Annotated in this window: 7 protein-coding genes; all 7 read left to right on the top strand. The window is 43.2% G+C overall.

What is annotated here, in order from left to right:
* Positions 1–147 precede the first annotated feature (147 nt).
* Positions 148–3,132 (top strand): SusC/RagA family TonB-linked outer membrane protein, encoded by a 2,985-nt coding sequence (locus tag BWD42_RS21240; protein WP_077438412.1) that lies wholly within the window; start codon positions 148–150, stop codon positions 3,130–3,132.
* Between the two features lie 42 nt (positions 3,133–3,174).
* Positions 3,175–4,740 (top strand): RagB/SusD family nutrient uptake outer membrane protein, encoded by a 1,566-nt coding sequence (locus BWD42_RS21235; RefSeq protein ID WP_077438523.1) that lies wholly within the window; start codon positions 3,175–3,177, stop codon positions 4,738–4,740.
* Between the two features lie 792 nt (positions 4,741–5,532).
* Positions 5,533–6,060: an RNA polymerase sigma factor gene (locus tag BWD42_RS21230; RefSeq protein WP_077438411.1), complete on the top strand. Its 528-nt coding sequence runs from the start codon at positions 5,533–5,535 to the stop codon at positions 6,058–6,060.
* A 64-nt stretch (positions 6,061–6,124) separates the two neighbouring features.
* A complete protein-coding gene (locus BWD42_RS21225) occupies positions 6,125–7,156 on the top strand; it encodes a FecR family protein (RefSeq protein ID WP_077438410.1) in 1,032 nt (343 codons plus the stop codon).
* Between the two features lie 4 nt (positions 7,157–7,160).
* The gene (locus tag BWD42_RS21220; RefSeq protein ID WP_077438409.1) at positions 7,161–10,259 is read left to right on the top strand and encodes a SusC/RagA family TonB-linked outer membrane protein; all 3,099 of its coding nucleotides are present in this window, start codon (positions 7,161–7,163) and stop codon (positions 10,257–10,259) included.
* 32 nt (positions 10,260–10,291) lie between these two features.
* Positions 10,292–11,848 (top strand): RagB/SusD family nutrient uptake outer membrane protein, encoded by a 1,557-nt coding sequence (locus tag BWD42_RS21215; RefSeq protein WP_217700113.1) that lies wholly within the window; start codon positions 10,292–10,294, stop codon positions 11,846–11,848.
* A 27-nt stretch (positions 11,849–11,875) separates the two neighbouring features.
* Positions 11,876–13,357, top strand: coding sequence for an aryl-sulfate sulfotransferase (locus tag BWD42_RS21210; protein ID WP_175992114.1), 1,482 nt, complete (start codon positions 11,876–11,878; stop codon positions 13,355–13,357).
* The last annotated feature ends 11 nt before the right edge of the window (positions 13,358–13,368 follow it).

Here is a 13,368-nt window from a genome sequence, read left to right as displayed (position 1 = left end):
TGTAGTTAGCCTGATCGATAGTAGCATGGAGAGCTGCGGAGATCCCAGACTTTATCGGACTGAAAACATCGAATCACTTAACATTTTTGTTTGAGCGAGAAATTGCTCAGAAATACAGAATCAATTAAACCACCAATTTAAAAGCGTATGAAAAACAAACTACTTGCGCAATGTGTAATGATGCCAGCATTACTGGTCACCACCTTTATTGCGGTAGCCCAGACCAGGGTGCTGAAAGGAAAGGTTGTGGATGAAAACCAAAGCCCCTTGACTGGCGCGACAATTAAAGTAAAAGGCAGTACCACAGCAACAACCACCGATGCTGAGGGGGCATTTTCCCTGAATATAACCAGTGATGCCAAATCGCTTGAGGTATCCTATATTGGCTATGCATTGAAGGAAGTGCGTATTGCAGGTAATGATATGACTATTGCACTTGAACCGAGTTCCAATCAGGGACTGGAAGAAGTGGTTGTCATTGGATATGGTACTGCCCGGAAAAAAGACCTGACGGGATCTATGGTCACCATCGGCGCCAAAAACTTCAATAAGGGTATTATGACAAGTCCCGATCAATTGATCCAGGGAAAAACTCCGGGTGTCATGGTTATTAATAACACGGGACAACCTGGGGGATCGACCACGGTACGTATTCGTGGTAACTCCTCCATCCGGGCGAGCAATAATCCCCTGTTTGTATTGGATGGGGTGCCAATGTCCGGTAACTCGCCATTGCCGGAGGGAAGAGGCGGATTTTCTTCGGACAGAGGGAATCCACTGACCTATTTGAACCCGGGTGATATTGCGAGCATGGACATTTTGAAAGATGCTTCAGCAACGGCTATCTACGGTTCGCGGGGTGCAAACGGCGTTGTGATCATTACCACCAAAAAAGGGAAAGAAGGTTCGCCGGAAGTCTCAATCGGTGCATCAACTGGGGTGTCGACAATGCGTGAATATCCGGATGTACTGAATGCTTCGCGGTTTAGAGAAGCATTGAAATACTATACGCCAGACGAAGTCGACGACGCTGATTTTGGCGGGAATGAAGACGCGTTTAAAGCGATCACACGAAAAGCTATTACGCAGAACTATTATGCCGATGTAGCCGGCGGGACAGAATATGGGAAATATCGCTTATCAGGAGGCTATTTAAATCAGAACGGTATTATCCGCGGTTCGCAGCTGAAAAAATATACTGCCAATCTTAGTGGTAATTTCCGCTTTTTGGAGAACAAGCGGTTGGGACTTGATTTCGGTTTGTTTTTGACGCAAATGGACAATAAATATGCGCCGATCAATGCAACGGTGGGTTCAGAGGGGAATGTCATTTCTCAAGCCCTGCAATGGAATCCAACCAGACCATTGCGCGATGCACAGGGTAACCTGACTTTCGTCAGTACAACGACCCGAAATCCGCTAACCAGCATCGAGGCATTCAGAGATCTGGCGACTACCAATACCCTGGTCGTCAATTTGGCACCTTATTATAAAATTACCGATGATTTAGAATACCGGTTTATCTATAGTGCGATGCGTCAGACCGGTAATCGCCAGGGAATGTACCGTGCCGGCCTGATTGATCCATCAAAATCCAATGATGAGGAAGCTTTTATTTCCAATAATGGCGAGACTAATCTGCAGATGACGCATATGCTTTCCTATAACAAACAGATCAATGAGGATTGGAGTGTGAATGCTGTCGCTGGCTATGAATATTTGGATTATAATTTTAATAACAATATCTCTTTTGGTAAAGGGTTTAGTTATATGGGCCTGGATTACTTTGATTATATTCAATATTCTCCGGTTGCAACTCGGGAGATCGCATCCTATCGGAGTCCGAAGAACCAATTGCAGTCGCTTTTTTTGCGTGGTGGATTTAATTATTTAAATCGTTACTTATTAACTGCAACGGTAAGACGGGACGGATCAACAAAATTTGGTTCAAACAACAAATACGCCATGTTTCCCTCACTGGCAGTCGCATGGAATGCCGCGGAGGAAGATTTCCTAAAATCAAGTGGCATTTTCGATCAGCTGAAAGTACGTTTGGGCTGGGGTAAAACAGGAAACCAGGAGTTTCCTTCCGGCGCTTCATTGAACCGGCTTGTTTTTGGTAACCAAAGCATCAGTCAGGCGAACTATGGTAATCCGGACCTAAAATGGGAGACCTCTACTACCCTAAATGCGGGGATAGATTTTGGGATACTCGGCAACCGCTTATATGGTTCGATAGACTATTTCAATAAAAAGACAACGGACGCTTTATTTGAGCAAACACTCGCTCAACCAGCACCAGCCGGCCGTATCTGGGTGAATTTGGACGGTGAAATCGTCAATAAAGGTGTCGAAATTGCCTTGACAGGTACTATTGTGAAAAACGACAATTGGACCTGGGATCTGACCGGTAACGCAACCTTCCTTAAAAATAGTGTGAGTGGCCTGGTAGGCTACTATGAGACGGGAGCGTTAAGAGGACAGGGCTTTTCAGGCGTATTGGGACAACGCATGGTGAATGGTCAACCATTGAATGTCTGGTATTTGGCCGATTATCAAGGGATTGATCCGCAGACAGGTACGAGCATGTACTTGGGCTTGGACGGTAGCATCAGTACCAAAAATGACCCTGCTGTCAATAAATACTATATGCATAGTCCAAATCCCACTACTTTACTAGGTATTTCCACAAATGTAAATTATAAGAGCTTTTCTTTGGCCGCCAATATGAACGGTGCTTTGGGCCATTACTTGTTTAACAATACTGCCGCGACAGGCTTGGGATTGACCAATCTGTCTTCACGAAACATTGGATCCAAATTTTTTGACACCTCGGTCAAAGAGTCAACCTCGAATTCGGCAGCACCATCTTCACGTTTCTTGGAAAAAGGAGATTATTTAAAATTGGCCAATTTGACATTAAGCTATCGCGTTGGAAACGTAGGTAAAACATTGAAGAATTTAAATGTGTCACTAACAGGACAGAATCTTTTTATTATAACAAAATATACTGGATTTGATCCCGAAGTGAATACAGACGGTTCTACGAATGGAATCCCTTCTTTGGGTATTGAATATTTACCTTACCCGCCTGCGAGAAATATCTTATTGGGTGTTAATTTTTCACTTTAGACTAAGATATATTGTCATTGGATAAACAAAAATATGAGACAGATGAAATTAAGAACTTTATTATATATCGGATTAATGGCTTCGGTTGCGGCAAGTACATCATCTTGCACCAAACTGAAAGAGGAGTTTAAGGGTGAATTAGAGGAGGGAACCTCTAATGTCGAACCCGGGGGCTTGTTAACTACAGCTTACACTTCGCTAAACACGCCCTATCAGCAGGAACAGCGCTGGGTGATGCAGGAGATTTCTACCGATGCAGCAATGGCACCTACGCGCGGTGGAGACTGGGACGACAATGGAATGCACCGGGCCATTCACTTGCATACCTGGAATGCGGATAATGCTTATATGAACAATACCTTTGTCAGCCTGGGTACAGCCATCTATAATGCCAGCAATGTCCTGCGCTATAAGCCCAATCCGCAGCAAACTGCCGAGGCTAAATTTATCCGGGCATTGGCCATGTTTGATATTTTAGATCTTTATGGTGTAGTACCTATTCGCGAAGGTGAAGCAATGGAGGACTTTAGGATCGCTCCAGAGGTTTTGCAACCACAGGCTGCAATCGATTATATCGTGAAAGACCTAAACGAAATTTTGAGTAGCCTACCCGCAGATGGTGCTGCCTATGTTGCGAATAAGAATGCCGCGAAGACCCTGCTAATGAAAATTTACCTAAATAAAGGAGCCTTTTTGAATAGACAGGCACCTACTTTTGCAGCCGAGGACATGAATAAGGTCATCACTTTGGCAAAGGAAATTACGATGACGGGTAAATATGCGATATCGGCCAAAGGTAAATATTTTGACAATTTTGCGCCGGACAATGATGTGAAGTCTACCGAAAATATTTTTACATTGTTCAACAAAAATGGAGAACGGGGCGGAAATGTGGACCGGACCTGGAATACTATTGCGCATTATAATATGAATCCGGGTGGCTGGAATGGCTGGTGTACATTGTCGGATTATTACGATAAATTTAGTCCTACCGATGAACGTAGAGGAATCTATTATGAGTATGCTGCAGATACGACTTCCAATAGAAAAAAAGGATATAAACGCCAAAATGTGGGTTTTTTTGCTGGGCAACAATATAATTGGAGCACAAATAAACCGTTGATGGCCAGAAATCCATCAAGTGCCCCCTTGTCATTTACCCGGGAGGTGACCATCCGCACATCAGGAGCCACCTTAGAAACGGCAGGAATTCGCCCAATGAAGTATGCATTTGACTATGCGGTTTCTGGACAGCGGAACAATGATTGGGTGGTGTTCCGTTATTCGGATGTGCTACTGATGCAGGCAGAAGCAATTTTGAGAGGCGGTACTGGCGGGGCAGGTGAGGCGCTGGCTTTGATCAATAGTATTCGGGCAAATCGAGGTGCTGCCAACTTTACGGCCTTGACATTGGACAATCTATTGGATGAACGCGCACGTGAATTGTATTGGGAAGGCTGGCGGAGACAAGATTTGATCCGATTCGGCAAGTTCTTGCAAGCTTGGCAGGAAAAAGCAGCGGATCCGGATCCAAAAACACTGGTCTATCCATTGCCTAGCCAACAGATTGCGGTTAACCCTAACCTGAAACAAAATCCAGGTTATTGATAAAGAACCGACCAGCGGTGACAGCGAAAAAATGTCTCCTAGCTGGTTTGGTACGTATAAAAGGTCTTTAGCATGGGGGGATTTCCCCCTATGCTAAAGACCTTTTCTTTGGCTAAGCGGGTACATGGATGATCATCGTATTGCTCACTAATTCATCGGGGCAGGGGTAGGTCTCCTTCGGATCAGCTACCTATCTGCTTCGCTATGTCTGCGTCATGAATCCATGCTGAGTCCGTGGTGAGTCCGAGTTAGACACGGATTCACCACGTAACGAAAATGGTCTTACCCTACTCGCACCCCCTCTATGCCTCGAAAAAGGGCCATAGCAGGTACGAAGCGGACTCGAATGAATTGTAATAATGCGTTTGACACGGACTCTGTTTATATAAGCTATTTATTTGTATTTTAAAATGATTTAAATGTTTTGTTATTGTGTCTATTTGGGTAGAAAATAGATATGATAAAAGCTAATTATTTGGTTTTATCAATAAATATGTAAAGAATATCGATAATGATTTTTACTCTTGGATAGAAAACGATAGGCTGACTTCCAAAATGATTGCCCAAATAGAGAAATGGAATATCGTTTTTAAAGTTTTTTGATGTGACTTCTTGAAGATGAAAATATTATCTTGTTTTTTTGATAAAAAATAGTCACTTTAGTTGTGGATAACTAGCCAAAAAAGATTGGTGGTTTGATGGGCGAAACTTAGACGTCTCTCAAAGTCCAAGTTCCGATGTAATGGTTGTAAACAATGATTGCAGGGAAGCGAGACTATCTAAATGTAGATTATGATTAACGAAATCCTACAACGGGCACCGACAAACGAAAAAGAGTTTTTTTTAGCTTATCGTTATTGGTATAGAAAATTATATTATTTTTTATATCAGAAAACACAGTGTTCGGATCTTGCTGAAGATGTTGTCCAACAGACATTTCTGATCGTTTGGGAACGGAAAAATGAATCGAATCAACAATTGTTATTTAGTACGCAGCTCTTTCAGATTGCACGTACCAAATTGATTGATGAGCTTCGGCGCCGGGCCTTGAACAGAAAGTATATTGATTTTGAAAAGCCTTTTGTGCTGAGCCAGTACGAGGATATGGAACGCAGGATAGCCTACAAAAACGAACTGGAATATGTTAAGGGACTAATCGCTCAAATGCCCTTTATGCGGCAGCAGGTCTTTTATCTGCATAAGTTTGAAGAGCTGAGCTACAAAGAAATAGCCGTCAAGTTATCCATTTCGCCTAAGACCGTAGAGAACCACATCAGCATCGGTCTAAAATTCATTAAAAAATTTTTCAAATTGCTTTAGGGGATACAGTGGCCTTTGTTCGTATTACAGTTAAATACCCGTTCGCAATCGGGTAGCAACTGTTATGAATCGTAAGCAATTATTAAATAAATTCCTGGCAAACCAATGTTCAGCGGAGGAGGCTAAGCTTGTATTCTCCTGGCTTAACGAGGATCCGAAATTGTTGGATGACCTGATTTCGGAAGATGATTGGTCAGCTTATATCGCGCGGGAAAAAAGCAACAAACGTGGCGGCGATTTCCTGTTAAAGAGCCTGCTCGTATTTTTTGTATTTGGAATATTATTCGTTTGTTCAAACCTGCTTCAGGATACCGCTAACCAACGGACGATAACATCAGCAAATCGAATCAAAGAAATTTATTATAACCCATCGCTACGGACCAAAGAAATCATTACAGCGGATGAGTCCCATATTTTTCTTGAGCCCGGGGCTTTCATTGCAGTTTACATCAAACCAAACTTGGATCTCCGACAGGTCCGGGTATTGGAAGGAAAGGTCCGCTTTCACGTCGCCAAAGATCCATCGAAACCATTTGTTGTACAAAGCAACCAGGTGATGACGACCGCACTTGGGACGCAGTTTACAGTAGACTATAACAGTCGCTCCGCCCAGGTCACCGTTCAATTATATGAAGGGAAGGTACGTGTGGCTTCTATTGATGAAACAATTGCCAAAATTTTAAAACCTGGACAGCAGGTTTATGCTGCATTTTCACAACTTATTCTTTCAGATTTTAGCCAGTATGCTCATGCAAGTGCTCCTCATACGATTGAGCGTAGCGGCGGCGTTGTGAGGAATGCGAATGCATATACCTATCCGACAACAATGCATCAATCGGATGACTGGTTGCAATTAGACGAAACATCCGTCTCGGAAATCATTCAATATATCAATCATGAATTAGATATGCCGGTGTCATATGACTCGCTGCTGGTGAGGAACTATCGTTTAAAAGGACGTTTCCGGAAGAATAGGTTGATGGATTTAAAGGACAAAACCCAGTTGGCTGAATCTATCCTGCAATTGATCGTTGAAGTGAACCCCTTTAAACTGGAAAAACAACAGAACACATACATACTCAAACCTAAAAAATAGAATTATGGTAAAATTCAACTTAACCAAGAAACCATTTTTTGTTTTGCTGCTCCTGACACTGATATCTATTCATGGTCTGGCTGGAACGATCAATGGTGTCATCAAGAATGCCGCCGGGCAGCGGCTAGCTGGAGTCAGCATTATGTTGAAAAATGCAGGAAGCAATTTTTCGACAAGCGGTTCCAGTGCGGCCGACGGAAGTTTCCGTTTTGCGGATGTCCCTAATGCCAAGGGCTACGAATTGACGTTCTCCTATATTGGTTATCAAACTTATGTAGAAAAAAATGTGCAGGTATCCGCCGCGGGAACAACGACTTTATCCATTATTTTGGAAGATCAGGTCAATCAATTGGAAGATGTAGTCGTCATTGGATATGGTAAACAGAAAAAAAGCGACCTGACGGGGGCCATTGCCTCGCTTTCCAGCAATGAGCTGACAAAAGGCGGCGCAGTGAGTAATGTCGGACAGGCATTGCAGGGTAAAGCATCCGGGGTAGTGGTCACACAGAATTCCAAAGCACCAGGAGGCAGCACATCCATTCGGATCCGGGGGACGAACTCCATTAGTGGCAGTAATGATCCCCTCTATGTGATCGATGGATTCCCTACAAATAACGGGATAAACATTAATCCAGAAGATATCGCTTCTATGGATATTCTCAAAGATGCCTCTGCCACGGCGATCTATGGGTCAAGAGGAGCAAATGGGGTGATCATTATTACAACGAAACGTGGTAAGACTGATCAGAATAACATCACCTACAGTGGTTACGTAGGGACACAAAACCCGATCAATCCCTTCACTTTTTTGGATGGTAAGCAATATATGAACCTGGCAAACGCGCTATATAAGGAGATCGAAGGACAGGAAAATCAGGAGTACGCGGTGTACACCAAATCGCAGCTCGAATCGGATGTCAATACCGATTGGGTAAAGGAGACCATGCGTAACAGTGTTTTGCAAAATCACAATCTACAGTTTTCGGGCGGTGGTGAGAAAACGAAAGTATTGACAAGCTTAGGCTATTTTGATCAAAAAGGTATTTTGAAGACCACCGATTTTAATCGGATATCCGGTCGTATCAATGTGGATCAAAAGGTCAATGATTATATCCGGACAGGTGCAACCATATCTGCTCAACGGGAGAAATCCAATATGCAGCTTTATGATGGCAATATTCTGAATTCGAACGTATTGTATAGTATATTGACTTATGATCCCACTATTCCGGTTTATAATGCGGATGGTAGTTTTGGAAGACCTCCGGGTGGACAGGGAGACAATCCTTTGGCCAACCTGATTTCGCGAATCAACGATGTGCAAAGGGATAAGTTAAACGGGAATATCTTTGTTGAAGTCAACCCGATCAAAGAATTGACTTTACGTATGAATGCCGGAACGGAAATTACCCATGACCAATTGGGTAGTTATCTGACCCGGGATTCTTATCAGGGGGGGATTGATGGCGGGGTCGCCAGCCAGGCAGATTATAATGAAACACATAATCTGATTGATTTTTATGCTACCTATGCCAAGGTCTTTAATGAAAAGCATAATCTGAATGTGATGGGGGGATATTCCTATGAGAAATATGTGCGTAACAACAAGGGCATCAATGTCAAAGGTTTCTCGACCGACTTATTGGAATATAATAATCTGGGAATGGCCTCAAGTATTACCGGAGTGAATTCTGCCAAATCGGAAAACCTGGTGATCTCTTTTTTTGGTCGTGTGAATTACAGTTACGACGATAAATACCTGTTGACAGCAACCTTACGTCGGGACGGCTCTTCACGTTTTAGTCCGAATCATCGTTGGGGAACTTTTCCTTCAGCAGCTTTTGCATGGAAAATAAACAACGAGGATTTCATGCAGGGACAGCAGTTGTTTTCGGACCTCAAGTTTAGATTGGGGTATGGACAGACCGGAAATGATAGGGTGGCCGATTATGCTTCTTATGGATTAATGGACAATGGACATTATACTTTTGACGGTATCAATAATGCCGGTGGGGTAAAGCAAAATCCGACCTATCCTGAAAATGACAAACTGAAATGGGAGTCGACTACCCAGTATAATGCCGGGATTGATTTTTCGTTCTTTAAAAATAGATTGGCGTTTACCTTGGATGCCTATTACAAGAAGACAAATGATTTGCTGATCAGAAGTATTCTACCTTACTATACGGGATATACTTCCGGACAGCGTAATTTGGGTTCTATGAACAACAAAGGGCTCGAGTTTTCCGTAACGAGCAAGAATATGACCGGGGAATTCACCTGGGAGACAAAATTAAATCTTGCCATGAACCGCAATAAGGTGTCCAGTCTTGGTGGTGAACCTGAGCAGCTACTCACATCTTCAAAACCGATGGGTAATGTCTCCGAAGAAGCCTACTCTGTAATTCGTGTCGGCGAATCGTTGGGTTCTTTGTTTGGTTATAAATACCTTGGTGTCATTCAGCAGGGAGAAAAGTATGCGCCTCAGCCCAATTCGAAACCTGGAGATCCGAAATTTGCCGATGTCAATGGGGACGGTACGATCAACTCAGCCGACCGCACAATTATCGGGCGCGGCTATCCGAAACTGAATTTTGGTATGACCAATTCATTTACCTATAAACATTTTGATCTGACGGCCTTTGTCTACGGAAATATCGGCAATGACCTGCTCAACATGACGCGTATGAACATCGAATGGAAGCGCGGAATTGAGGCATTAAATCGCTGGACTCCGAACAATACCAATACGGATATTCCACGAAATGGGTTCTATTATATGAACTATGGCGGCTATATTAACGATCACTTTATTGAAAATGCTTCATTCCTACGTTTGCGGAATTTGACCTTGGGTTATACATTTCCATTGAAAACGAAAGCAATTCAATCGATACGTGTTTATGGCATGGCGGAAAACCTGTTTACCATTAGCAATTATTCGGGCTGGGATCCAGAAGTTGACACAAAGGGTTATGAAAATGATGCCTTGGTCAAAAATAGAGCTGGAAACAACCAAAGTGCCAATGCCGGTGTGGGACTGGATTTTAATTCCTATCCGTCCATGCGTTCTTTCACTTTTGGCGTAAGTGCCACATTTTAACAGGTAATACCTTAATTTTAAATGACATGAAGATGATTAAAAGTAATTTTAAATATATCCTAGGTTTAGCCGGACTAGCGTCCATTCTTACCGGAAGTTTGCAGAGCTGTACCAAACTTGAACCGAAATTGTACAGCGATCTGACAACCAAAAATGCCTATTCGACAGAAAGTGACATCAATGCGGCTTTGACCGGTATCTATACCAGTTTGTCGCCTTATCCCGGTGATGCTTATTTATATTATGCGGGATATCTGGTGATGATTACGGATTATGCCACCGATATGGGATTTTCGACTGCGGCCGGAGATCCTACCCGCATGAGCAATTTTACCTATGATGACAATAACCGCTATTTTAAATTTAACTACCAAAATATGTATCAGGTCATCAGCAATGCCAATATGCTGATTGACCGCATTGACAATGTAACGATCCCGGAGGATCGAAAAAAGGAGATTATTGCACAGGCAAGATTTCTGAGAGCATTATCGTATATGGATCTAACAGACGCCTGGGGGCCTGTGCCACTTATTACGACTGTGAAAAATCCGACGGAAAGCTATAATGAGCCTTTGGCTGCGGTGGAAAAAATCGACGCGCAGATCGCGGCAGATTGTCAATATGCCATCGATAACCTTCCTGAACGGTGGTCCGCTGATCTAGGACGGGCGACAAAAGGAGCCGCGCTTACGCTGATGGGTAAAATGTATATGCGTTCGCATAGCTATGATAAGGCAAAGACTTATATTGATCAGGTACTGGAGCTGCGGAAAAAGGGTATCTATAAATTAAATCCTGACTTCAAAAACGAATGGTCTGATGACAATAAAATGGATATGGGCCTGATCTTTGGTGTTTTACATGAACCAACACTCAATGGCGGGGAGATTACGAATCACTTTGGACCAACCGATAATCGGGAGGTACCTGACCGTTGGCAATACTACGGCGTTTCACTCGATTTCTGGCGAAAATACAGTGACCTAGATCCACGTAAGCAGTTTTTTTACTACAATTATGAGGGCAAGGCAGCAAGGGATAAGAATACAAAGCATGGGTTCTTTTATATGTTACCTGCCAAAGGACAAACAACGCCACCTAGCGATACGGTCAAATTTTTGCAAAATGTCGCTACGAAAAAATACTCCTATGGCATGATCAATAACTCTTATCTCGATGGACGAACCATTCAGGTATTTCGTTTAGCGGATGTTATTCTGTGCAAAGCAGAAATCGAAAATGCCTTGAATGGACCTGCGGCAGCATTGCCTTACCTCAACGAAATACGTAAACGGGCCGGTGCGCCAGCGTATGGAGAGCATCCTAATTTTCCAGTTCCGACGAGCAAAGAAAGTATGATCGATGCATTGGTCGATGAACGTGGTTTCGAGCTGGTGTTTGAATATAAAAGGCGTCAGGATCTGATTCGATTGGGCAGATATGAAAAAGTAAGCAATGCCTATCTGAAAGGCCGTGGACTGAAAGAAAATGTGACCGGAGCAATGCGTTATTTCCCTTATCCATTGGAAGAAGCCCGCCTGCATCAGGAAATGACAGCAGCAAATCCATCACGATTACCGAAATAATCAGGAAAGCGAATAAAAAATATGCAGATGAAACTATTCAAAGCAATTATTGTACTAGCTGTTATTGCGGCTGCTTCTGCTGGTTACTATTATTATACGAATCAGGTCGAAATCGACACAATTGAACTGACGTCGCCCAATAACCTACCGCTGGATGAAGTCATCCACGTGCGTCTCAATAAACCCGCGGATGTGTATATTGAATACTGGAAAGAGGGGAATGGGGATGTGCAGCGGACGGTGACATCAAAATCGGTACAGAATCATACTTTTCACTTGTTGACGCTGGAACCGAATAGCAGTTACAAATTTCGGGTGGTCATTGACCGGGTCATCCCAATCAAATCCAGTGAACAGTCTTTTAAGACAAGACCGCAATCCCCATGGATGGTACATGATTGGATCAAATCCGACCATCCACACGATGAAAAAGCACTTGGGAATGGTCTGGTGTTATTGTGCTACCGTGGCTATCCCGGTTATATGGCTATGGTCGATGGTAAGGGAACGATCCGTTGGTACTGGCAGGATGAGAAATTGGGCGTTCGCCTAGCTTCATTAACCCCGAGGGGAACAGTTTTAGCCTTACTGGCTCCTGCCAGCAAAGATGAGTTCAATAAACCCAATCAACCGAGTAAAAAATCCACCAATGTCAGTTATTATCTCCGCAGCGGAAGGATCGGGTTTGTAGGGGGGACCGTCTTGGTGGAGATTGATCTGACGGGAAAGGAAATTAGCCGAATTGACCTGGATAAAAAAGGGATCGTGATGCACCACGATGTACAGATGGACAAGCGGAATAATATTGTCGGTATTGTAAGGGATTTTAGAATAGATGACCGACCTGGTCATCCCAAAGATACGCTTTGGGGAGATGCTATCTTAACCATGGATACCAAAGGAAATGTCTTAAAAAAATGGTCCCCCTGGGAAAAATGGGATATTCTCAAGGACAAAAAACTGGATAGCTTGAAGCACGATAGATTCCACTTTAATACGATTTCTTTTGATCGGGATAGCAATTACCTCACTTCGTCGCCAATTGAAAATCAGGTTTGGAAAATTGATGCGAAAACGGGCGATATTCTCTGGAAATTAGGAAAGGACGGTGACTTTAAATTGAAGGAAAGCGACCTGTTCTATTTTCAGCATGCACCACATATCACGAAAACCGGTGAACTCCTGCTGTTTGACAATGGTGATTTCTCCCCCCGCGATAGTACAACGGCTAACAAACAATCCCGCGCCATTGCTTTCAACCTAGACCAAAAAAACAAAACGGCAACAGTGGCTTATGCGGCCCCTATCCCCAAAAAACAATTCACGGCGCGGATGGGAAGTGCTTATGAATTAGTGAATGGTCATCTGCTGCAAACAAGTTCAAAGACAGGATCGGTACTGATAACAGATAAAAAAGGTAATGTGCTCTGGGAGTTAAACGCCTATTTTATACCTTATCGGGCCGTGTATGTTCCAGAAGAAATTTGGAGTAAATATCGAAAAAACTAATGCATAAAAAA

The sequence above is a fragment of the Sphingobacterium sp. CZ-UAM genome, from assembly GCF_002000245.1.
Classification (GTDB): domain Bacteria; phylum Bacteroidota; class Bacteroidia; order Sphingobacteriales; family Sphingobacteriaceae; genus Sphingobacterium.
Note: the sequence above shows the minus strand (reverse complement) of the source record. Positions and strands in the feature narration are given on the sequence as shown.

Coding starts and splice junctions, on each gene's coding strand:
- BWD42_RS21240 (WP_077438412.1), top strand. CDS start 148: ATGAAAAACAAACTACTTGCGCAATGTGTAATGATGCCAGCATTACTG.
- BWD42_RS21235 (WP_077438523.1), top strand. CDS start 3,175: ATGAAATTAAGAACTTTATTATATATCGGATTAATGGCTTCGGTTGCG.
- BWD42_RS21230 (WP_077438411.1), top strand. CDS start 5,533: ATGATTAACGAAATCCTACAACGGGCACCGACAAACGAAAAAGAGTTT.
- BWD42_RS21225 (WP_077438410.1), top strand. CDS start 6,125: ATGAATCGTAAGCAATTATTAAATAAATTCCTGGCAAACCAATGTTCA.
- BWD42_RS21220 (WP_077438409.1), top strand. CDS start 7,161: ATGGTAAAATTCAACTTAACCAAGAAACCATTTTTTGTTTTGCTGCTC.
- BWD42_RS21215 (WP_217700113.1), top strand. CDS start 10,292: ATGATTAAAAGTAATTTTAAATATATCCTAGGTTTAGCCGGACTAGCG.
- BWD42_RS21210 (WP_175992114.1), top strand. CDS start 11,876: ATGAAACTATTCAAAGCAATTATTGTACTAGCTGTTATTGCGGCTGCT.